Annotated in this window: 19 protein-coding genes; 9 read left to right on the top strand and 10 right to left on the bottom strand. The window is 72.7% G+C overall.

Going from position 1 to position 21896, the window contains the following annotated elements:
* The first annotated feature begins 111 nt into the window (after positions 1 to 111).
* Positions 112 to 1059, top strand: coding sequence for a hypothetical protein (locus tag ACRAS8_RS04085; protein ID WP_438484384.1), 948 nt, complete (start codon positions 112 to 114; stop codon positions 1057 to 1059).
* A gap of 182 nt (positions 1060 to 1241) precedes the next feature.
* Here ACRAS8_RS04085 and ACRAS8_RS04080 read toward each other — a convergent pair whose 3' ends face one another.
* From ACRAS8_RS04080 to ACRAS8_RS04070, 3 genes are all read right to left on the bottom strand, one after another.
* Positions 1242 to 1676, bottom strand: coding sequence for a DUF779 domain-containing protein (locus tag ACRAS8_RS04080; RefSeq protein WP_438484383.1), 435 nt, complete (start codon positions 1674 to 1676; stop codon positions 1242 to 1244).
* 178 nt (positions 1677 to 1854) lie between these two features.
* Positions 1855 to 2781, bottom strand: coding sequence for an aminoglycoside phosphotransferase family protein (locus tag ACRAS8_RS04075; protein WP_438484382.1), 927 nt, complete (start codon positions 2779 to 2781; stop codon positions 1855 to 1857).
* A gap of 488 nt (positions 2782 to 3269) precedes the next feature.
* Positions 3270 to 4190 (bottom strand): ScbA/BarX family gamma-butyrolactone biosynthesis protein, encoded by a 921-nt coding sequence (locus tag ACRAS8_RS04070; protein ID WP_438484381.1) that lies wholly within the window; start codon positions 4188 to 4190, stop codon positions 3270 to 3272.
* Positions 4191 to 4289: 99 nt separating this feature from the next.
* Between ACRAS8_RS04070 and ACRAS8_RS04065 the strand changes: the two genes are divergently transcribed.
* A complete protein-coding gene (locus ACRAS8_RS04065) occupies positions 4290 to 4949 on the top strand; it encodes a ScbR family autoregulator-binding transcription factor (protein WP_438484380.1) in 660 nt (219 codons plus the stop codon).
* A gap of 84 nt (positions 4950 to 5033) precedes the next feature.
* Here the strand turns inward: ACRAS8_RS04065 and polX are convergent, their stop codons facing one another.
* A complete protein-coding gene (gene polX / locus ACRAS8_RS04060) occupies positions 5034 to 6764 on the bottom strand; it encodes a DNA polymerase/3'-5' exonuclease PolX (protein ID WP_438484379.1) in 1731 nt (576 codons plus the stop codon).
* 311 nt (positions 6765 to 7075) lie between these two features.
* On the opposite strand from polX, the gene ACRAS8_RS04055 reads away from it, so the two are divergent.
* Positions 7076 to 7741 carry a nitroreductase gene (locus ACRAS8_RS04055; protein WP_438484378.1) on the top strand — a complete coding sequence of 222 codons (666 nt, stop codon included), beginning with the start codon at positions 7076 to 7078 and terminating at the stop codon, positions 7739 to 7741.
* Between the two features lie 80 nt (positions 7742 to 7821).
* On the opposite strand, the gene exaC is transcribed toward ACRAS8_RS04055, so the two are convergent.
* The 4 genes from exaC to ACRAS8_RS04035 form a co-directional block, all read right to left on the bottom strand.
* Positions 7822 to 9345 (bottom strand): acetaldehyde dehydrogenase ExaC, encoded by a 1524-nt coding sequence (exaC, locus tag ACRAS8_RS04050; RefSeq protein ID WP_438484377.1) that lies wholly within the window; start codon positions 9343 to 9345, stop codon positions 7822 to 7824.
* Positions 9346 to 9518: 173 nt separating this feature from the next.
* On the bottom strand, positions 9519 to 10784 hold the full coding sequence (locus ACRAS8_RS04045) for a GAF domain-containing protein (protein WP_438484376.1): 1266 nt from the start codon (positions 10782 to 10784) through the stop codon (positions 9519 to 9521).
* An 89-nt stretch (positions 10785 to 10873) separates the two neighbouring features.
* Positions 10874 to 11926, bottom strand: a complete 1053-nt coding sequence (locus ACRAS8_RS04040; RefSeq protein ID WP_438484375.1) for a DUF6114 domain-containing protein — start codon at positions 11924 to 11926, stop codon at positions 10874 to 10876.
* Positions 11917 to 12531: a DUF6230 family protein gene (locus ACRAS8_RS04035; protein WP_438484374.1), complete on the bottom strand. Its 615-nt coding sequence runs from the start codon at positions 12529 to 12531 to the stop codon at positions 11917 to 11919. The genes ACRAS8_RS04040 and ACRAS8_RS04035 overlap by 10 nt, the downstream gene beginning before the upstream one ends.
* Before the next feature lie 144 nt (positions 12532 to 12675).
* Between ACRAS8_RS04035 and ACRAS8_RS04030 the strand changes: the two genes are divergently transcribed.
* Positions 12676 to 13332: a TetR/AcrR family transcriptional regulator gene (locus tag ACRAS8_RS04030; RefSeq protein ID WP_438484373.1), complete on the top strand. Its 657-nt coding sequence runs from the start codon at positions 12676 to 12678 to the stop codon at positions 13330 to 13332.
* A gap of 125 nt (positions 13333 to 13457) precedes the next feature.
* Here the strand turns inward: ACRAS8_RS04030 and ACRAS8_RS04025 are convergent, their stop codons facing one another.
* Complete coding sequence (locus tag ACRAS8_RS04025; protein ID WP_438484372.1) at positions 13458 to 14729, bottom strand: glycoside hydrolase family 18 protein; 1272 nt, start codon at positions 14727 to 14729, stop codon at positions 13458 to 13460.
* A 366-nt stretch (positions 14730 to 15095) separates the two neighbouring features.
* Between ACRAS8_RS04025 and ACRAS8_RS04020 the strand changes: the two genes are divergently transcribed.
* The 3 genes from ACRAS8_RS04020 (at position 15096) to ACRAS8_RS04010 (ending at position 18752) form a co-directional block, all read left to right on the top strand.
* A complete protein-coding gene (locus ACRAS8_RS04020) occupies positions 15096 to 16268 on the top strand; it encodes an acyl-CoA dehydrogenase family protein (RefSeq protein ID WP_438484371.1) in 1173 nt (390 codons plus the stop codon).
* A 202-nt stretch (positions 16269 to 16470) separates the two neighbouring features.
* Positions 16471 to 17625 carry a hypothetical protein gene (locus ACRAS8_RS04015; protein WP_438484370.1) on the top strand — a complete coding sequence of 385 codons (1155 nt, stop codon included), beginning with the start codon at positions 16471 to 16473 and terminating at the stop codon, positions 17623 to 17625.
* Positions 17622 to 18752 carry a phosphotransferase family protein gene (locus ACRAS8_RS04010; protein ID WP_438484369.1) on the top strand — a complete coding sequence of 377 codons (1131 nt, stop codon included), beginning with the start codon at positions 17622 to 17624 and terminating at the stop codon, positions 18750 to 18752. Before ACRAS8_RS04015 ends, ACRAS8_RS04010 begins: the two co-directional genes overlap by 4 nt.
* A 21-nt stretch (positions 18753 to 18773) precedes the next feature.
* Here the strand turns inward: ACRAS8_RS04010 and ACRAS8_RS04005 are convergent, their stop codons facing one another.
* Positions 18774 to 19199, bottom strand: a complete 426-nt coding sequence (locus ACRAS8_RS04005; RefSeq protein WP_438484368.1) for a hypothetical protein — start codon at positions 19197 to 19199, stop codon at positions 18774 to 18776.
* A 212-nt stretch (positions 19200 to 19411) separates the two neighbouring features.
* Here ACRAS8_RS04005 and ACRAS8_RS04000 point away from each other — a divergent pair, with 212 nt between their 5' ends.
* Complete coding sequence (locus ACRAS8_RS04000; RefSeq protein ID WP_026248099.1) at positions 19412 to 19852, top strand: Lrp/AsnC family transcriptional regulator; 441 nt, start codon at positions 19412 to 19414, stop codon at positions 19850 to 19852.
* A 61-nt stretch (positions 19853 to 19913) separates the two neighbouring features.
* Positions 19914 to 21563 (top strand): amidohydrolase, encoded by a 1650-nt coding sequence (locus ACRAS8_RS03995; protein ID WP_438484367.1) that lies wholly within the window; start codon positions 19914 to 19916, stop codon positions 21561 to 21563.
* Positions 21564 to 21896: the final 333 nt, after the last annotated feature.

The following is a 21896-nucleotide window of genomic DNA, read 5'->3' as shown; positions in this document are numbered from 1 at the left end:
ACGGTCGCCCCGCGTCCCGTCCCCGGCCGCGGGGCGACCCCGCTGTCGGAGGCACCCGTTACCATCGGCGCATCCAAGGCCGATGCGGCCGGCCGCAGCCGGGAGGAAGAGATGGGACTGTTCCGCCGAGGACCGAAGCGGGATCCCCGCGAGCTCGCACGCGACGAGGAGTTCGGCTTCTTCTCGGAGCGGGAAGGCCGCGTCTTCAGATCCGAGGTACGGCAGGCGTTCGCCGAGCGCGGCCTGGAGGTCACCGTGTACGCCGGCGTGGTCACCGACTCCGCGGGCCGCCAGTTCGGCCTGGGCAATCTGGCCGCCGTCTGCCACCGCGACCGCCGCGGCGGTCGCTGCTGGCCGGGGCTCGTCCGCGACCACGTCGGCAAGGTGCTGCGCACCATGGACGGCCCGCAGCCGCTGGAGATCCTCTCCCACGACGAGATCCGGGCCTGCCTCTACCCCCGGATCGTCGCCCAGGAGACCCTGCCCGCCTCCGACTCCTTCCACTACGGCCACGAGCCGGCGCCCGGCCTGTGCGAGGTGCTCGCCCTCGATCTGCCCGAGGCCGTCCAGATGCTCAGCGAGGACTCCCTCACCGACCTCGGGGACGTCGCGGAGCTGCGGATCCGCGCCATGAACAACCTCCGCGCGCTGCCGGTCGAGGGGCACGAGACGGTGCGGCGCGCCGACGGCTCGGCGTTCGAGGTGCTGCTGGGGGACTCGTTCTTCACCGCGAGCCGGGTGCTGGTCCTCGACGACCTGGTCGAGCGCCTGATGGGCACCGCCCTCACTCCCGACGGCGCCCTGGTCGCCCTGCCCTTCCGCCACCAGCTGGCGTTCCACCGCATCCACGACGCCCAGGTCATCCCGGCGCTCCAGGCCATGGCGCAGTTCGCGGCGGCCGGCCACGAGGACGCGGCGGGCGCGATCAGCCCCCGGGTGTACTGGTGGCGGCGCGGACGGATGACACCACTGAGCGAACCGGACGGCGACGGGCTGCGGGTGGTGGTCGACGTGGAGTTCCAGGACATGCTGGAGCGCCTGGTCCAGGACGAGCCGTAACCGCCTGCCGCCCGCCCGGAGGCCCGGGTTCCGATCGTACGGAATTCTTCCGCGAGATCCCCACCGGGCGGGAACTCCGGCCGCCGCCGGCTCGTTGGACCCGGTGAGACCCCGCGCTTTCCCCCGTGCGCGGGGTCTCACCGTTTCCGCCGGAGCGTCCGCTCCCGCCCGTCAGCAGGACCCTATCCGTCGAGCCTTGCCCGCTCCTCGTCCGTGAAGAGCCGAGAGCGGATCAGGAAGCGGACCCCCTCCGGTGCCTCCAGCGAGAAGCCGCCGCCCCGCCCCGGTACGACATCCACCGTCAGATGGGTGTGCCGCCAGCGGGCGAACTGCTCGCCCGACATCCAGAAGTCCACCGTCTCGGGCACGCCCGCCACCGCCAGCCGCCCCAGCAGTACATCCGACCCGCCGGTACGGAACTCCCCGGCCGGGTAGCACATCGGCGCACTGCCGTCGCAGCAGCCGCCGGACTGGTGGAACATCAGCGGACCGTGCCGCTCGCGCAGGGTGCGCAGCAGCGCGGCGGCGGTGTCGGTGAGCGCGATCCGCGCGGCGCCGTCGTGCGGCGGGCCGGCTCCCCGGTCGTCCGCGGTGCCTGTGACGTCCGTGTCGTGCACGTGCTGCCCCCTTCGTCGGCCGGACACGTACGGCGGCCCCTGCCGGGCGGGAGTCGCCCCGCCCGGCAGCATGGCAGAAGCCGCCCGCACCACGGAACACGGCACCGCACGACGGCCCCCTGAGCGGCACCGGTGGAGACCCCCCCGCTCAAGGGACCTCATGCCCGGCCGACGGGCCTCACATCCGGTGCTCCAACAGGGCGGTGGCGATGGCCACTTGGTCGGGTTCGAGCGCGGACTCGCCGTCCTCGATCTCCCACAGGGCGTTCTGCAGCACCCGGCCGAGCGTCCAGCCCGCGGCCCGTTCGCGGTCCAGACCGACCACCTCCGTCAGCAGGTCGAAGCGGCGCAGCACCGCCCGCCGCACATCGCCGGTGGCCACCACCTCGTCCCACCGGTTGCGCAGGGCGGGCAGCAACTCGAAACCGGGGTCGCCGGCCAGCGGCTCCGGATCGATGGCCAGCCAGGGCTCCCGCTCGCCGGCCAGCACGTTGTCGTAGTGCAGGTCCCAGTGGAGCAGACGGTCCCCGCTCTCATCGAGCAGACCGGCCACGGCGGACGCGCAGCGGCGCACCAGTTCCCGTTCGGCCGGGTCGCGCAGCGCGCCGACGGCCCCCGGGGCCTGGTCGAGCATGGCGGCGGCGACGTCCGCGAGCCGCCGCAGCCCCGGCGGGGCCGGCACCGCCACCAGCCGTGCCATCAGCTCGGCCAGGATCCGCAGCGCCTCGGTGTCGTCGGGCACCGCCGACAGCGGCCTGGCGGCGTCCAGCCGTTCCAACAGCAGGGCGGCGCCGGCCTCGTCGTGGTCGAGCAGCCGCACGATGCCGTTCCCGCCCCAGGCCCGCAGGCCGGCCGCGGCACCCTCGGTCTCCTCCCTCGGCTGCTGGAGCTTGAGCGCGGCCGGCGTACCGTCCGGCCGCCGTACCGGCAGCACGAGCGAGGCCATGCCGTAGCGGGCAGGGCCGTCCGGCCGCAGCGCCCAGCGGTCGAGGAACTCCGCGCCCTGCGCGGGCAGTCGGGCGAGCCAGGCGCGCTCCGCGGCGCCGTGCGCACCGTAGGAGGCGGCGAATGCCTGGGGGACGTCGATCGGGGGCGACGTGGTCATGAAGAACTCTCCTTCGTGGATCCGGATCCGGGATGCGATGCGGTGACGAAGGAGTCGGCGGGGGTGCCCGGGCTGCGGGCAGGCGTCAAAGCATGGCTCCACCCTAACGCGGCCGGCCGAGGCGGGCCGCGGCGGTGGCCGGCACACGGGGCGGGCCGCGCGGCCGGGCCCGCCCCGCTGGCGCTGCGGGTACGGCAACTTCCGTACGCCGGAATGGAGTTACTGCCTACCGTCAGCGCCGTTCCCGGCGGATCCGGATACATCGGTGGCGGGCCCGGAGCCCTGGGCGGGAATGCGGGCCCCGCCCAGCCCTGTACGGCCGGTTCCGCCAGGGCGCGGACCCACCAGTCGGCCGGCGCGGCCGGCCGGGGTCCGACGCCCATCACCCGCATCCCCGCCGCCGCGGCCGCCCGCAAGCCGCAGTCCGAGTCCTCGACGGCCGGCGCGCGGGACGGCCGGAAGATCGATAAATGTCCATACTTTATGCCCTATGCGTAACTGAGGGTGCCGTAGGCCGTTGGTGTGCCGCCCTGGACGAAGCGGAACACACAGGTCGCGTCGTGCCGGGTGTACAGGACGCGCGCGGACGGCGCGAGTTCGGTGAACCGGACCGCCCTGAGTCGCCCGGCGCACGGCCGGGCCAGCGCACCCCCGCTGCGGTACGCGACGGCCTGTCGCGCCGCCTCCAGCAGCACTATTCCGGGCACGTGGTCGGTGGGGTGGTCGAAGAGGAACGGGTGCAGCGGGTCCGCCGGCGCCACCAGAAGTCCTTCCCCGTCCTCGGCCAGTACGGCGTCCTGGGGGTGGTTCACCGTCAGCGCGGTGGTGTCCGGCCGGTGCGTCGCCGGGGGCCCGCACGGCGCCGGGCCGGCCGCGCCCCGTGCCCGCAGGGCGGCGTAGACCGCCCGGTCCACGAACCGCACCCCGCCGCCGCCCCGCCCGAACACCGCCCCGCGGGCGGCGAAGACGGCGGACAGGCGCAGGCCGGTGACGGACCCGTTCGGAGCCCGCCGGACGCCGCTGACCTCGGTGCGGCAGCTGACCTCGGTCGCGCCCGGCCCGGCCGCCGGCTCGTTCGCCGGCGCCAGGCGGAAGTGCAGGTCGGTGATGATCGCCCGGCATGCCGGCGGGACTCCGTGGAACCGCAGCGGCACGTACAGCCCGAGCTGGCGCAGGGTCTCGACCAGAACCAGCGGGCTGTGCCGCTCCGATCCGTCGCGGGGGAACGTCGTGTGGGCGCGCGGCCAGCACGCCGCCGCCTCGAAGACGTCCGGGGCGGCCGTCGGCCGGACGTCCGTGAGCAGGACCTCCGCCACGGAGGTCCGGTGCACCAACTCCCGCTCGACGGTCCGGGACCAGCTCAGCGGTCCGGGCCCGCCGCCGGCGCTGCCGACAGGTGACGACTTCATATGACCAGGGAATATCGAATGCCGGACACCTGCACCCGTGAAATGGCGGGGGCCGGGCGCGGTACATTTCCTGCAGAGGGCACGAGGACGACATCCGAGGTGCATGTGCAGAGCCGGGCGAAGACCACCCGCAGGTTCCTTCTGGAAGCGGCCGCGACCCTGTTCGACGAACGGGGCTATGCCGGGACGAGCATCAGCGATATCAGTACCCATTCCGGCCGCACCAGTGGCGCGATCTATTTCCACTTCGCCAGCAAGGAGAAGCTCGCCCTCGCCATCGTCGAGGAACACTTCGCCACCTGGCCGCAGTTGATCGGCCGTTATCGGCAAACCGGGGTGCCGGCACTGGAGAAACTCGTCGGGCTGAGCTTCGAAGTGGCGCGGGCGTTCCGGGACGACATCGTGGTCCGGGCCGGGGCCCGCCTCTGGGCCGAGCGCAAGGCCATCGAGACCCAGCTGCCGACGCCGTTCCTCGGCTGGATCGAGGCCGTCACCCAGCTGTTGGAAGAGGCCGCCCGCAACGGCGAACTCGCCGTCGGCGTGGCGCCCGCCGCCACCGCGCACGGCGTCGTCTGCGCCTTCTTCGGGCTGCACACCGTCTCCGACGCCCTGGAAGGGCGGCGGAACATCGAGGAGCACCTGGGCGACCTGTGGCTGCTGCTGCTCCGCGGCCTCCAGGCCGAGCCCGACCCCGCGGCCCTGCTGGACCGGGTGCGCCGGCGGGCCCGCGACCAGGAGCCGGCCCCCGAGCCGGCCTGACGGACCGCGTGACGTACCGCCTGACGTACGGCCGGACGCACCGCCGGACGCACCGCCGGGCGAACCGGCGGACGGGGCCGGTCGCTACGCCCGGCGGCCGCCGCGCAGAAAGCGCCGGAGTCTGGTGAGCGGCCAGGTGTTGATGACGTCGTCCGCGGTGAGCCAGCCGCGCTGCGCGGTGCCCACCCCGTAACGCATATACGGCAGATGCGTGGTGGAGTGTGCGTCGGAGTTCACCGCGAATTTCACGCCGTGGCGCTTGGCGCGCAGAATGTCCTCGTCGCACAGGTCCAGCCGCTCGGGATGGGCGTTGATTTCCAGCGCGGTACCGGTCCGCGCGCAGGCCGCGAAGACCTCGTCGAAGTCCGCGTCGATTCCCGGGCGTTTGCCGATCAGCCGGGTGGTGGGATGGCCGATGATCGCGACGTACGGATTCTCGCAGGCGCGGACGAGACGGCGGGTCAGGGCCTGCCGGCTCTGGTTGAAATGCGAGTGCACCGAGGCCACGCAGAGGTCGAATTCCGCCAGGAATTCATCGGGCCAGTCGACCTCCCCGTCCGGGCCGATGTTGAGTTCGGTGCCGTGCAGCAACCGCATACCGCGGTGCTTCCGGTCCAGGGCGCGCACCTCCTCCCGCTGCGCCAGCATCTTCTCGACGGTCATCCGCTGCATGTAGAGGTTGGGGGCGTGGTCGGTGACCGCGTAGTACTTGTAGCCCCGGGCGGCGGCCGCGGCGACCATGTCCTCCAGCGAGGACAGCCCGTCGGTGAGGTCGGTGTGGGTGTGCAGATCGCCCCGGACGGCGTCCTCGGCCACCAGGTCGGGAAGTTCGCCGCGGAGTCCGGCGGCGACCTCGCCGCGGTCCTCGCGCAGCGGCGGCGCGATCCACGGCAGCCCCAGCCGGGCGTAGATCTCCTCCTCGGTCTCCGAGGTGACCAACTCCCCGCTCTCGGCGTCGAACAGCCCGTACTCCGACAGCTTGAGCCCGTGCCGTACCGCGATCGCGCGGGTGCGGATGTTGTGCGCCTTGGCCCCGGTGAAGTACTGCAGGCCCGCGCCCCAGGACGCCGGCGGCAGCACCCGCAGATCCACCTGGAGGCCCTTGGTGGTGCGGACCGAGGTCTTCTTCTCGCCGTGTGCGATGACCTCGGCGGTGGACGGGAGTTCCGCCAGCGCCGCCATGAACGGCGCGGAGTGCTCCGCCGCCACCAGGATGTCGATGTCCCCGATCGTCTCCCGCATCCGGCGCAGCGAGCCGGCGTAGGTGCACCGCTCACAGCCGGTGACACGGGACAGCTCCCCGGTGACCTGCTCGGCGACGTCCATCGCGGCACTGATCAGGATGCGTCCGCCGCCCGCCTTCTGCAGCAGCGAGATCCCGTGCAGGATGTTCTCCTCGGTCTTCTCGCCGAACCCCTTCAGATCCCGCAGCCGCTCCTCGTGGACGGCGTCCAGCAGCTGGTCCACCGAGGTGATACCGAGGTCCTCGTAGAGCACCAGAGCCTTCTTCGGCCCCAGGGTCGGGATGGTGATCAGCTCCCGCACCCCCGCCGGGATCGTCGCCCTGGTCTCCTCGATCACCGAGACCCGGCCGGAGCGCAGATACTCCACCACCTTCTCCGCGATCGACGCCCCGACGTGCGGGATCTCCCGCAGCCCCTTCGCGTCGAGCTTCGAGACGTCGGCGGGATGCCCACCGATGGCCCGGGCGGCCTTCTCGTACGCCCGGGCCTTGAAGGCGTCACCACCACTGATCGCGATGAGGTCGGCGTACTCCTGGAGCAGCGCCTCGACCTCCTCATTGGCGCGGACCATATCTCCAGGGTGCCCCCACGACCCCGGGGCGGCATGCGCAGGCGAGGGGCGGGGGCGCCAGACCACCGGTCCGCGCCCTGAGAACGTCCGCTCAGCCGCTGAACGCCGCGGTCCCCGGAGCCCCACCGGCCTCCGGGTGCCCACTCCGCGCCCGCCGGCCAGAAAGGGGGCCGCATCGGCAGGGGTGAGGTGTCCGGTTGCCGACAACGGCTCAACTGCCCGTCAGGGGAATGCCATTGCCGGGTGACGGTCGCCGCCGACCGCTGCATACCGTGGGGAATGATCGTTGTTGCGGGAGAGGGAGCCAAGCCGTGGATGTGTACGAAGCCGTGGACAGTCGCCGCGCGGTGCGAGCGTTCAGCGATGAGCCGGTTTCCAGGGAGATACTCGAACGAGTGCTGGCCGCGGCGACACGGGCTCCGTCGAGTGGGAACCTCCAGCCGTGGCATGTGTATGTCGTGGCCGGCGAGCCCTTGGCCGAACTGAAGAGGCGCGCGACGGCCAGGGCACAGGCCGGAGACCCGGGTGACGAGCGGGAGTACCCGATGTACCCGGCCGAACTGACCTCGCCGTATCTGGACCGTTTCTCCGCTGCGGCCGCCCAGCGTTACGCGGCACTGGGAATCGAGCGCGACGATCCCGACAGGCCCAGAAGGATCGCCACCTTGAACTCCGAGGCGTTCGGGGCACCGGTCGTCCTGTTCTGCTATCTCGACCGCACGATGGGGTTCGGACAGTGGGGGGACGCGGGGATGTACCTGCAGACGGTCATGCTGTTGCTACGGGCGGAAGGGCTGCACAGCTGCCCCCAGGTGATGTGGACGATGTATCGCAGGACCGTCGCCGAGATGGTCGGAGCCGACGACGGGCTCGTACTGTTCTGCGGTGTCGCGGTGGGATTCGAGAAGGAAGGCGTGCCGGCTCTGCGTACGGGGCGGGCGGGCATGACGGAAACGGTGAGCTTCATCGGAGTGTGACCGCTGGACGGTCGCGTTCCTTGACGCCGCCGTCCGGCGCCTGACCGGTGGAAGACCAGGTCAGGCGCCTTGCTGCGAGCCTAGAAGAACCCGAGTTTCTTCGGTGAGTACGAGACGAGGATGTTCTTGGTCTGTTGGTAGTGGTCCAGCATCATCTTGTGGTTTTCGCGGCCGATGCCGGACTGTTTGTAGCCGCCGAAGGCGGCGTGGGCGGGGTAGGCGTGGTAGCAGTTGGTCCACACCCGGCCGGCCTGGATGGCGCGGCCCGCGCGGTAGGCCGTGGAGCCGTCGCGGGTCCAGACGCCGGCGCCGAGGCCGTAGAGGGTGTCGTTGGCGAGGGTGATCGCCTCGTCGAAGTCGCCGAACGAGGTCACCGCCACGACCGGGCCGAAGATCTCCTCCTGGAAGATCCGCATGTCGTTGTGGCCCTCGAAAATGGTCGGGCGGACGTAGTAGCCGCCCTCCAGCTCACCGCCCAGTTCGGCCCGGGTGCCGCCGGTGAGGACCCTGGCGCCCTCCTTCTGGCCGATGTCGAAGTAGGAGAGGATCTTCTCCAGTTGGTCGTTGGACGCCTGCGCGCCGATCATGGTGTCGGTGTCGAGGGGGTGGCCCTGGACGATCTTCTCGGTGCGGGAGACGCCGGCCGCCAGGAAGTCCGCGTAGTGCCCGCGCTGGATCAGCGCACGGGACGGGCAGGTGCACACCTCGCCCTGGTTGAGGGCGAACATGGTGAAGCCTTCGAGGGCCTTGTCCTGGAAGTCGTCGCTCGCGCGGGAGACGTCGTCGAAGAAGATGTTGGGGCTCTTGCCGCCCAACTCCAGTGTCACCGGCCGCAGATGCTCGGACGCGTACTGCATGATGAGACGGCCGGTGGTGGTCTCGCCGGTGAACGCGACCTTGGCCACGCGACGGTTGGACGCCAGGGGCTTGCCGGCCTCGACGCCGAAGCCGTTGACGATGTTGACGACGCCCGGCGGCAACAGGTCCGCGATCAGGCTCATCAGGTAGTGGACGGAGGCCGGGGTCTGTTCGGCGGGCTTGAGGACCACGGTGTTGCCGGCGGCCAGCGCCGGAGCCAGCTTCCAGGTCGCCATCAGGATCGGGAAGTTCCACGGGATGATCTGGCCGACCACCCCCAGCGGCTCGTGGAAGTGGTAGGCGACGGTGTCCTCGTCGATCTCCGAGAGGGTGCCCTCCTGGGCGCGGAGGGCGCCCGCGAAGTAGCGGAAGTGGTCGATGGCGAGCGGGATGTCCGCGGCCAGCGTCTCCCGTACGGGCTTGCCGTTCTCCCAGCTCTCGGCGACCGCCAGCGTCTCCAGGTGCCGCTCCATCCGGTCGGCGATCCGGTTGAGGACGGCGGCGCGTTCGGCCGCGGGGGTGCGGGCCCAGGCGGGAGCGGCGGCGTGCGCCGCGTCCAGGGCACGCTCGACGTCCTCGGCCGTGCCGCGGGCGACCTCGGTGAACGGCAGGCCGTTGACCGGCGTCGGGTTCTCGAAGTACCGGCCCTGGGCGGGCGCCACGAACTCACCGCCGATCCAGTGGTCGTAGCGGGACTGATAACTCATCACGGCATCGGTGGAACCGGGGTTCGCATAACGTGCCATCGGTGGACTCCCCCTTGCTCGCGCGGCGCGGCCCGCCGCTCCCGTGCGGCGGGCGGTGGGGGGAGGCTAGGGCGGCGGAGGTTGCGCGAACGTTGCACCGCGGTCGCGCGGGATGCGTCATGCCCCGGACGCTGCCCCAGCCGGTAGCCCGCGTGATCGCCGCGCTCGACGCATCACGCCTTCGGCCGCGCCCCCAGCCCGTACTCGGTGCGCAGCCGTCCCGCCGCCGCGGTGGACGCGCGGCGGGCCGGGGAGTGCGCCGGCAGGGCGGCGACCAGGGCCTCGTGGATCTCCAGGTCGTGTTCGCCCCAGGGCGTGTGGGCCCACGCGCGCAGCTGGTCCGGGTCGCCGGCGGCGAGCAGGGCGCGGCGCAGACGGTCTTCCAGCGCGGTGCGCAGCCGGCGGATGCCGGGCGCCTCCGAGGAGGGCAGCAGCGGGCCGCGGTAGGAGTCGAGGGCGGAGCTGAGGTGATGCGTCGTCATGTTGCTTTCCACCGCGTCGACATCGGTCTCCACCGGTGTGGTGAGACGGTACGGGCGGGAGCGGAGGAGCGGGCCGACGAGTTGTCGGAGGCGGGAGAGTTCGGCTCGCAGGGTCACCGGGCGGATCTCGCGCTCGCCGTAGAGCAGCACGGCGAGCTGATCGCCCGTCAGGCCCGCCGGGTGGTGGGCGAGCAGCACCATGATCTCGCTGTGTCTGTGGCCCAGGCGCAGCCGTTCGCCGTCGCGCACCAGCAGTGCCTCGTCGCGGCCCAGCGCCGTGAGGAAGGTCCCCGACCGGGTGGACCGGGCGGCCAGATGGGCTTCCGCGGCGCGGGCGGTCGCCTGGACCAGGGCGAGGCTGTGCGGGCTGGCCAGATGGTCGCCGCCGGTGATGTCCACCGCGCCCAGCAGCCGTCCGGTCCGTACGTCGTGCAGCGGGGCGGCGGCGCAGGTCCAGGGCTGCACCCGCCGGTTGTAGTGCTCGGTGGCGAAGATCTGCACGGCGTGGTCGGCGGCGAGCGCGGTGCCCGGTGCGTTGGTGCCGGCGTGGCGTTCGTCCCAGCGCGCGCCGGCCACGAAGTTCATCCGCTCGGCGTGGCGCAGTACCCCGCGGTGCCCCTCCACCCACAGCAGTCGCCCCTGCGGGTCGCAGACCGCCAGCAGATGGGCCCCGTCCTGGGCGATGCTGCCCAGCAGTTCCCGGAAGACCGGCATCGCCCGGGCCAGGGGATGCGTCTCGCGGTAGCTGCGCAGTGCGGACTCGTCGAGTTCGACGGGGGCGACGCCGTCCGGTGCGGCGCGGGCCCGGGCCGAGCGGCGCCAGGAGTCGGCGACCACCCGCCGGACCGGCGGTGCCACCGTCCCGTCGCTGAGGAACGCCTCGTGCGCCCGCCGTACCGTGCGGATGCGCTCGGCCGGATCGGCGCCCGCCTCCATCGCCAGCCAAGGGTTGACCACGCGTCACCTCTCCGATGCGGCTCCTGCCCCGTATGCCTGATGGTGCTCATGCCGGACAGGGCCGTAAACCCCGCCTCGGGCGGGCCGGCTCAGTGGCCGCCGGCCGTGCCGCCCGCCCGGAGCCGCAGGCCGTCCGCCACGATCAGGTCCGAGGTCACCAGGGCCTGCTCGGCGGTCACCCGCGTCATATAGACGAACGGCGGGACAACCGGCGGAACGGGGAGGGTGTCGGGGGTGAAGGTGAGGCAGAGCACCCCCTCGATGCAGCCGCTGAACTTGGTGAGGTAGAGCGTCACCTCGCCCTTGAGTTTCAACGCGTCGGCATTCAGGCCGAGTTGGGGTCCCTGTGCGTCGTGGGTGGTGAGGCGGTAGTCGGTCAGTGCGGCCGCCTTCATACGCAGGACCATCACCTTCAGGGGGCCGCCGGCGGTCGGGACGGTGGTGACGCCGGCCAGGGTGAAGCCCTGCGGGGCGAAGCGGGTGGTGGTCACGGTCGGCGGGGTGGCGGGCGCCGGAGGTGGCGTACCGTCGGCGTCGGCCCGCTGCGCCGGGCCGCCGAGGGCGGTGAGCAGCGCGAGCGGCAGTCCGACGGCCAGTGCCCTGGTGCCGGTGGTGCGGCGGGCGGGCGTCCCGTCCGGTGCGGCCGCCTCCGACCCCGCCGTGCCCGCCACGCCCTCCGTGCCGTCCGGCTCCTGGTCCGGTGGTGCCGCGGGGGCCGGGCCGCCGCCGGACCCGCCCCGCGCCGGCGTCCAGCCGAATCCCATCGCGCTGCCCGCGATCCCCAGTCCCATCCCGACCAGGAACCCGCCGAGGTTGGTCGCGGCGAACGAGAGCACCGACAGGATCAGCGCGTTGATGCTCACGTAGTGGTGTGCGGACGGGGTGCACCACAGGAACAGTCCGGCCACCATCAGCGCCAGTCCGATGCCCAGTGCGGCCAGCCCGCCCAGTCCCAGGCTGACCAGCACGGGCAGCGGGGCGAACGGCACCAGCAGCAGTTCGGCGCCGCCCAGCAGGAGCAGCAGCCCGGCCCAGAACGGCCGGGTCCGGCGCCACCGTCGCAGTGCCGCCCGCCGCGCGGGCCAGGGCAGCGTCCGGTCCAGCCGGGCGCCCCAGCGGGCCCGGCGCGCGCTCAGAAACACGCCCGGCCGTCCAGGCCGACGCTCACCCGCAGCCCCTTGAGGCGGAAGTTGCCGCCGGTGGCGGACCAGGCATGCGACCTGACGCCGGCCACCTCGATGTCGCCTGCCTGGAGCCCGAACTTCCCCCGCGGGCCCCTGACCCCCGGCACCGCGTCGAGGGTGCCGGCGTCCCGGCCGATCTGGGCGGTGCCGAACCGGGCGTCGCCGACCAGGTCCTCCCCGTCGATGACGAGGTTGTCGGCGCGCACCGGCCCGGCGTCGCCGCCCGCGGTCAGCTTGAACACCACCGTCCCCAGCGGGGTCTTCACCCGCGCCGCCTGGCAGATGTCGGAGAGGTGTGCCTGGCCGATGCCCAGCAGGGCGACCGGGTGGCCGTGGTCGTCGGTGTCGCGGTCGGTGTGCACGTACGAGGCGAGGCCGTTGCTGGTCAGTTTGCCCGAGGCGACCTGGAAGTTGGTGCCGGACACCGCGAAGGACGCGGCCAGCACGCCCTGTGCCATCACGGTGGCCAGCGCGCCGACGGCGAGGACGGCGGGCACCGCCACCGCCGCGGTCTTCTTCCAGGAGGTCCGCCCTTCGGGCGCCGTGCCGTTCGGTGTGCTCACTGCTTCCTCCCCGGGGCAGCGGTCGAATGCGCGAGGGAAGTGCTCGGTGGAGCTGTCCGCGGGGGCCCGCCGCAGACCGGATGACGCACATGACGTTCTGTCATACTGCGCAAAAATCCTGGCAGTTGGAGACTAGGGCGGATTTTGAACAAGAGTCAACAGCGCGGACGGACGGCCTCGCGGGAGGCCCGCGGCACCGGCCGTTCCCAGGCGCGCCGCGCCGAACTGATCGCCATCGGGAAGAAGCTGTTCGCCGACACCTCGTACGACGCGCTGTCCATGGACGACATCGCGCGCCAGGCAGGGGTCGCCAAGGGCCTGATCTACTACTACTTCACCAACAAGCGCGGCTACTACTTAGCGATCATCGAGGACGCGGTGGCCGAACTGGTCGAGCGCGCCGGCAGCACCCACGACCTGCCGCCCGCCGAACGCGTCCGGCGCACCGTCGACGGCTATCTGCGCTACGCCCAGCACCACCAGGCCGCGTACCGCACGATCGTGACCGGCGGAGTCGGCTTCGACGCGGAGGTGCTGGCCATTCGCGCCCGGGTCCGGGCCCGCCTGCTGGGCACCATCGCGCGCGGTGCCTGGGGCCGGGAGGAGGTGCCGGCGCTCGCCCGCACGGCGCTGACCGGCTGGCTCTCCAGCGTCGAGGGCGTCACCCTCGACTGGATCGAGGAGCAGGAGCTGCCGCGCGAGACGGTGGTGGCGCTGCTGGTGCGCGGGCTGGGCGACACCCTGCGCCTGATAGAGGAGTTCGAGCCGGGCTGCCCGGCGCCGCCCCGGTCACTTACCTGACGTAGCGTCAAAAGAGAGCCAGGAGCGGGCGGAAGGCCGTCGCCTCCCGCCCGCCCGGGTTCCCCGTTTCCCGCGACGGCTCTCGACGGGGTGGTCAGCCCCGTCCGCGCGGTACTACGGAGCGGCTACTTGATGGCCTTGATCAGCTCACCGTCCGGGGTGTCGCCGCTCAGCTCCCAGAAGAACGTGCCGCCCAGCCCCTGGGCGTCCTTGTAGGTCATCTTGGTGCCGATGGTCTGCGGAGTGTCATAACTCCACCACTGGTCACCGCACTTGGCGTACGCGGTGCCGCCCACCGTGCCGGTGGCCGGGCAGCGGGCCTTGATCACCTTGTAGTCGTCGATGCCCGCCTCGTACTTGCCGGGTGCCGCGCCGGTCGCGGTGCCGCCCGGTGCGTCCTGGGTGACGCCCTGCCAGCCGCGCCCGTAGAAGCCGATACCCAGCAGCAGCTTGTTCGCCGGGACGCCGAGCTTCTTGAGCTTGGCGATGGTGTCGGTGGTGTTGAAACCGGCCTTCGGTATGCCGTCGTACGACGCCAGCGGCGAGTGCGGGGCGGTCGGGCCCTTGGCGTCCCAGGCACCGAAGTAGTCGTAGGTCATGGCGTTGTACCAGTCGACGTACTGGGAGGCGCCGCCGTAGTCCGCGGCGTCCATCTTGCCGCCGTCCGAGGCGTCCGCGGTGATCGCCGCGGTCACCAGGCCACCCTGGCCGAACTTCTCCCGGACCGCCTTGAGCACGCCGGTGAAGGCTTCCTTGCCGCTGGTGTCGCAGGTCAGACCGCAGGCGTTGGGATACTCCCAGTCGATGTCGATGCCGTCGAAGACGTCCGCCCAGCGCTTGTCCTTGACCAGGTCGTAGCAGGACTGGGCGAACGCCGCGGGGTTCTTGGCGGCCTCGCCGAAGCCGCCCGACCAGGTCCAGCCGCCGAACGACCACAGCACCTTGAGGCCGGGGTGCAGCTTCTTGAGCTTGCGCAGCTGGTTGAAGTTGCCGCGCAGTCCGTTCGGGTCGTCCCAGGTGTCGGCCTTGCCGTCGACGCTCTGGTCGGCGGTGAACGCCTTGTCGTAGTCGGCGTAGGAGTCGCCGATGCCGCACTTGCCGCCCTGGACGTTGCCGAAGGCGTAGTTGATGTGCGTCAGCCTGTCCGCGGAGCCGGAGGTCTCGACGTTCTTGACCTGGTAATTGCGGTCGTAGATGCCCCAGTCGGTGAAGTACCCGACGACCTTGTCGCCGCCGGCCGCGGCGGCCGGGTGCGGGGCGGCGGTGGGGGCGCCGGCGGGCGACGGGTGGGCATGGGCGGAGCCGGCGAACAGCGTGCCGGCCAGGGCGGCGGTACACAGCGCGGTCGCGGTGGCGATCAGCTTCCGTGGCGCGCGCGTCCGATGCGCTCTGAGCATGTCTTCTCCTCGGAGGGGGGCGAGGGCGGAGCATGGTGGCGTCCCGGCCGGCATGCCTGCCGATTTGGCATGAACGCGCGGAACGTTGCAGGAGAAGGTAGAAGGACTAGACCAGTGAGTCAATGGTTCGGACCAATTTGCCGGCGGTCCGCCCGGCTTCGCCAAACCGCCCGGAACTGCCCGGAGATCGAAGATCGACCCGTGACGCCGGGCCGCCGATCGGGCATACTCCTACCGCCACAGCCGCAGGTCATCGCCTTCCGCGACCCGGAACGCGATCATCGGCGAGGCACGACGGAAACCGGCGCCGCCGCCTTACCCCATGCGCGCGTCGCCGCAGCGCCCGAGAGGGAGGAGAGCGCCGCCATGACCGAGTATGTTCCCCCGCCGGTGGACCGCAGGCTGCCCACCGAGGAGGCCCGCGACCTGATGGCCCTGGTACGGGAGCTCGCCGAGCGCGAGATCCGGCCAACCGCCGCCGAGGAAGAGGAGGCCGGCCGCTTCCCCCGCGCCCTGTTCACCCTGCTCTCCGAATCCGGCCTGCTCTCGTTGCCCTACGCCGAGGAGTTCGGCGGCGGCGACCAGCCCTACGAGGTCTACCTCCAGGTACTGGAGGAGCTCGCGGCCGCCCGGCTCACCGTCGGCCTCGGCGTCAGCGTGCACACGCTGGCCTGCCACGCGCTCGCCGGATTCGGCACCAAGGAGCAGCGCGCCGAGCACCTGCCGGCCATGCTCGGCGGCGGCCTGCTCGGCGCCTACTGCCTGTCCGAGCCGTCCGCCGGCTCCGACGCCGCCTCCCTGACCACGCGTGCCACCCGCAGCGGCGACACCTGGACCCTGGAGGGGACCAAGGCGTGGATCACCCACGGCGGGGTGGCCGACTTCTACACCGTGCTGGCCCGCACCGGCGACAGCGGCCCGCACGGCATCACCGCCTTCCTGGTGCCCGGTGACGCCGAGGGCCTCACGGCCGCCAAACCCGAGCGCAAGATGGGCATGAAGGGCTCACCGACCGCGCAGCTGCACTTCGACCGCGTCCGGGTCCCCGACTCCCGCCGGATCGGCGACGAGGGCCAGGGCTTCACCATCGCGCTCTCCGCCCTGGACTCCGGCCGCCTCGGCATCGCCGCCTGCGCCGTCGGCGTCGCCCAGGCGGCGCTGGACGAGGCGCTCGTCTACACCGCCGACCGCCGCCAGTTCGGCCGCCCGATCGCCGACTTCCAGGGCCTGCGGTTCATGCTCGCGGACATGGCCACCCAGGTGGAGGCGGGCCGCGCGCTGTACCTCAGTGCCGCCCGGTTGCGCGACGCCGGACTGCCGTTCTCCAAGGAGGCGGCGATGGCCAAGCTCTTCTGCACGGACACCGCGATGAAGGTCACCACCGACGCCGTCCAGCTCCTCGGCGGCTACGGCTACACCCTCGACTTCCCGGCCGAACGCTATATGCGCGAGGCCAAGGTCCTCCAGATCGTCGAGGGCACCAACCAGATCCAGCGGATGGTGATCGCCCGGCACCTGGCCGGACCCGAGTCGCACTGAGCCTGTGTCGTTCCACCCCAACTCGCCATGGATATGTGGCGAGTTGGGGAATTCGTAGCGCCGGCCCAGTGGTGCCGCCCGACGGTGCTCCCGGCGACCCTCTGGACTGCGGCCGCACTGTGGCCGCCCCACGCGATCTGACGTACCGTCAATTTCCCGTGCTTCCCGGGGAACCGCCGTCCGACCGCGCCCAGGAGGGCCCGTGACCGACCGCCCGATCGCGCTCGACGAATACCCGATCCACCAGGCCCCGCTCTCCATGCGGCAGGTGGCCACCGGCGACCGCAACGCCTACGACCGCTGCATCTTCCACGTCCTGGACCACAGCGGCCGCGCCCTGCTCATCGCCGGCCTCGGCGTGTATCCCAACACCGGCGTCATCGACGCCTACGCCACCCTCCGCCTCGGCGACCGGCTGCACGCCGTCCGGGCCTCCGACGCCCTCACCGACGACCGCCTGGCGCTCACCGTCGGCCCGCTCACGATCACCGTCGAGGAACCGCTGCACCGCCTCCGGCTCACCTGCGACCCCGACCTCTCCGACCCGGACGGCCTCTCCTACGAACTGACCTGGACCGCGTCCTTCCCCGCCGTCTGGGAGCCGCACCACACCCAGCACCGCGGCGGCCGGCTCGTCCTGGAGGGCCGCCGCTTCGTCCAGGCCGGCACCTGCACCGGCACGATCCACGCGGCCGGCGAGCGGCTCACCGTCACCGCGGGGGAGTGGACCGGTACCCGGGACCGCAGCTGGGGCGTGCGCCCGATACCCGGCGAGGACGGCGGCCGGGCCGCCGCCGAAGCACCGACCGAGGGGTTCCACTGGATCTGGTGCCCGGTCCGCTTCGACGACCGGTTCGTCATGGTCATCGTCCAGGAGGACGCCGACGGCCACCGCACCCTCAACGAGGCGCTGCTCGTCCGCGACGGCGCCCCCGACCGCCAACTCGGCTGGCCCTACGCCGACATCAGCTACCGCCCCGGCACCCGACACCCCGAACGCGCCGTCCTCCACCTCACCGACCCCACCCGCAAGCCCCTCGAACTCACCGCGGAGATCCTCACCTCCTCGCCGCTCGCCCTCGGCGCCGGCTACCCTCCCGCCGACGACTGGCAGCACGGCACCTGGCAGGGGCGCGGCTGGACCGACCGCCGGGTCTACGACCTCACCGACCCGGCCGCCCACCCCCGTGCCGCCTACGGCGTCACCGACCACGCCGCCCGCTTCACCCTCGACGGCCGCACCGGCCACGGCATCTTCGAGCACGGCAGCTTCGGCCGCCACGACCCCAGCGGCTTCACCGGCTACGACTCCGTCGCGCCCGACCGCGCCCGGCGCCCGGGGGAGGCGGCCCGATGAGCACCGCGCCCCGCCCCCGCACCACCACCAGAGACCCCGAAGACCTCACCCGCCGGCTCACCGCCTGGCTCGCCCCCCGGCTCCCGGGCGCCCGCGTCTCCGGCGTCACCGTGCCCGCCGCCAACGGCATGTCCAGCGAGACCCTGCTCTTCGACCTCGACCACCCCGGGCCGGGCTCCCCAGGGCTCCCGGCCGCCCCCGAGCGCGGAACGGCCCCCGCCTCCTGCGCCCTCCGGCTCGCCGCCGATCCCGCCGCGTACACCATCTTCCCGCGCTACGACATGCCCCGGCAGTACCGCACCATGCGCCTGGTCGCCGACCGCACCGACCTGCCGGTGCCCCGGACCCTCTGGCTGGAGGAGGACCCCGCGCACCTCGGCGCGCCGTTCTTCGTCATGGCCCGCGCCGCCGGCCGCGTGCCGCCCGACGTCATGCCCTACACCTACGAGGGAAACTGGCTGCACGACGCGACCGACGCCGAGCGCGACCGGCTGGAGGCCGCGAGCGTCTCCGTCCTCGCCCGCCTGCACGACCAACTCCCCGCGGAATCGGCCGAGTTCCTGGCACTCCCCGGAACCGGCAGCCCGCTGCGCCGCCATGTTGACGCCCAACACGCCTACTACACCTGGGTCGTCGACGGCCTCACGCGTTCCCCGCTCATCGAGCGCGGCTTCGCCTGGCTCGCCGACCACTGGCCCCAGGACGCCGACAGCACCGTACTGAGCTGGGGCGACGCCCGGATCGGCAACATCGTCTACGACGGCTTCGAACCGGCCGCGATCCTCGACTGGGAGATGGCCGCTCCGGGCCCCCGCGAACTCGACCTGGGCTGGATGATCTACCTTCACCGCTTCTTCCAGGACCTCGCGGAGCGCGATGGTCAGCGCGGCCTGCCCGACCTGCTGTGCCGCGACCGCGTCGAGAGCCGCTACGCCGCACTGACCGGGCACCGGCCGCGCGCCATGGAGTTCCACACCCTCTACGCGGCCCTGCGGCACGCCATCGTCATGCTCAGAGTCGCCTACCGCCAGGTGCACTTCGGGGAGGTGCCGGTGCCGGACGACCCCGACGGGCTGATCCTGCACCGGGACACGCTGGAGGCGATGCTCGCCGGCCGCTACTGGTGAGCCGCGGCCGGCCCGCGGACGTCAGACCTGGCGTCGCGCGCGCGGCACCCGGGCCGACCGTTCACCCGGCCCGCCGGGGTGCGAGAACGGCTGGCGGCGCCAGTCCAGGCCCTCGGGCAGCGTCAGCAGGACGGCCGCGTCCTGCTCGTGCGCGTCCCGCATGTCGTCGGTGTCCGCGGCGTCGGCCGCCGGCCGGCCGGAGCCCTGGCACACCGTCAGCGCGAACGGGTCCCAGGGCGAGGGGCACAGCGCGTGCTCCGGGAGGGTGTCCTCGTCCGCCAGCAGCGCGATCGGCTGCCCGCAGTCCGGGCAGGTCACACGGTAGATCTCATAGGTGTCGAAGGGATCGTCCGCACCGTCCTCGACCGGGAAACCGGAACTGTCGCCCTCCTGGGCGCCGGCGTTGGCCGCGGCGGAGTCCTGCTTCAGGCGTCGCATGATGTCCATCCCCCTCGGGTGGGCCACTGGGACCGCTGCTTCGTTCGTGTGACCGGCGGTCTCGGCCAACACCAGCAATGCCCTTCATGCCGGGCGCATAATCGCCGGCGCCCCGCGGACCCGGCACCATCGGTGTGGCATTCCTCACACGGGGCGGTGCTCGGGCGCCTGCGGTATGCCGCGCGCTGCGCGCCCGCGCCCGCGCACAGTAGGTTGAACGGGTGGAGGAGTTGGACCGACAAATCGTGGATCTGCTCGTCAAGGACGGGCGGATGAGCTACACCGACCTGGGCAAGGCCACCGGCCTGTCCACCTCGGCGGTGCACCAGCGGGTGCGCCGCCTGGAGCAGCGCGGGGTCATCCGCGGCTATGCCGCCATCGTCGACCCCGAGGCCGTGGGGCTGCCGCTGACCGCCTTCATCTCGGTCAAACCCTTCGACCCCAGCGCCCCCGACGACATCGCCGACCGGCTCGCCGAGGTCCCCGAGCTGGAGGCCTGCCACAGCGTCGCCGGTGACGAGAACTACATCCTCAAGGTCCGGGTCGCCACCCCGCTGGAGCTGGAACACCTCCTCACCCGCATCCGCAGCCTGGCCGGCGTCTCCACCCGGACGACGGTGGTCCTCTCCACCCCCTACGAGGCCCGCCCGCCGCGCATCTGACCCGGCCGAGAAGCGACCCCCGGGCACCGGGCGCCTCCGCGCGGGGGCGAAACTGTCCGGTATGAGCGAGCGCAACCCGGACAGTTCCGAACGGCACCCCTCCCGCACCGTCCTCCTACGGGGCGGTGAGGTGCACAGCCCGGCCGACCCCTTCGCCACCGCGATGGTCGTCGAGGGCGACCGGATCGCCTGGGTGGGAGAGGAGGGGGCCGCCGACTCCTTCGCCGACGGCGTCGACGAGATCGTCCACCTCGACGGCGCGCTGGTCACCCCGGCGTTCACGGACGCACATGTGCACACCACGGCCACCGGGCTCGCCCTCACCGGCCTGGACCTCTCCGGCGCCGCCACCCTCGCCGACGCGCTCGACCGGATCCGCGCCCACGCCGCCGGCCGCCCCGCCGGGAGCGTCCTGCTCGGCCACGGCTGGGACGCCAGCGCCTGGCCCGAGGGCCGCCCGCCGTCCCGCGCCGAACTGGACGCCGCCGCCGGCGGCCGCCCCCTCTACCTCACCCGCGTCGACGTGCACTCCGCGGTCGTCACCACCGCCCTGCTCGACCTGGTCCCGGGCATCCGCGACCGGTCCGGCTTCCACCCCGAGGCGCCCCTGACCGGCGACGCCCACCACGCCGTACGGGCCGCCGCGCACGCCACCGTCACCTCCGCCCAGCGCGCCGAGGCCCAGGCCGCCGCGCTGGCCCGGGCGGCCTCCCTCGGCATCGGCACCGTCCACGAGTGCGCCGGCCCGGAGATCTCCAGCGAGGACGACTTCACCGCACTGCTCGCCCGGGCAGCGGCGGGCACCGGCCCCCGCGTCGTCGGCTACTGGGCTCAACTCATCGCATCCGCAAAGGAAGCCGACCGGATCCGGGAGCTCGGCGCCCGCGGCGCCGCCGGCGACCTCTTCGCCGACGGCTCCCTCGGCTCGCACACCGCCCACCTGCACGCCCCCTACGCCGACGCCGGCCACACCGGCGCCGCGCACCTCGACGCCGACGCCATCGCCGCCCATGTCGCCGCCTGCACCGAGGCCGGCATCCAGGCCGGCTTCCACGCCATCGGCGACGCCGCCCTGACCGCCGTCACCGACGGCGTCCGGGCCGCCGCCGAGCGGGTCGGCACGGCCCGCGTCCGCGCCGCCCGGCACCGCGTCGAGCACGCCGAAATGCTCACCGACACCACCGTCGCCGCCTTCGCCGACCTGGCCCTGACCGCCTCCGTACAGCCCGCCTTCGACGCGGCCTGGGGCGGCCCGGACGGCATGTACGCCACCCGCCTCGGCGCCGAACGGGCCGCCGGCCTCAACCCCTACGCCGCCCTGCTCCGGGCCGGCGTCCCGCTCGCCCTCGGCTCCGACAGCCCGGTCACCCCGCTCGACCCCTGGGGCACCGTGCGCGCCGCCGTCTTCCACCGCACCCGCGCCCACGGCATCTCCGCCCGCGCCGCGTTCACCGCCCACACCCGCGGCGGCTGGCGCGCCATCGGCCGCGACGACGCCGGCGTCCTGGTGCCCGGCGCCCCCGCCGACTACGCGGTCTGGCGGACCGGCGACCTGATCGTCCAGGCACCCGACGAGCGCGTCGAGCGCTGGTCCACCGACCCCCGCTCCGGCACCCCCGGCCTGCCCGATCTCACCCCCGGCAACGACCTCCCGCAGTGCCTGCGCACGGTGGTCGGCGGCCGGACGGTTTTCGACCGGCCGATCGAGTGACATCGCAGGTGCCGGTGGTGCCGGGCACGGTGCCCGAACCTGCCTGCCCCACCTGGGAAGGCTCGGCACTGACCTGGGACGACGCGAAAACGACGCAGGCGGAGCGACTGTTGACAGCAGGCGCCGGTCGGCCGGTAGGTTCGGCCGAGTCCACCACAGGACGTCCGACCGGGAGACCTCCGCGCAGCCGTCGAACGCAGCTGGGCCATGGGGCGGCGAGCCATCCGGCACACCGCCACTGGGAGCCAGGTCCAGCGCCAGGGCGATGGCGAGGTCGGTCGGCAGGTGCGACCCGGGTGGGGCCCGGCGCTCAGTAGACAACGGCTCTCGGTC

The sequence above is a fragment of the Streptomyces sp. S186 genome (assembly GCF_051603415.1).
Lineage (GTDB): Bacteria > Actinomycetota > Actinomycetes > Streptomycetales > Streptomycetaceae > Streptomyces.
The sequence above is the reverse complement of the archived record's forward strand: the minus strand, read 5'-3'. Positions and strand labels throughout refer to the sequence as shown.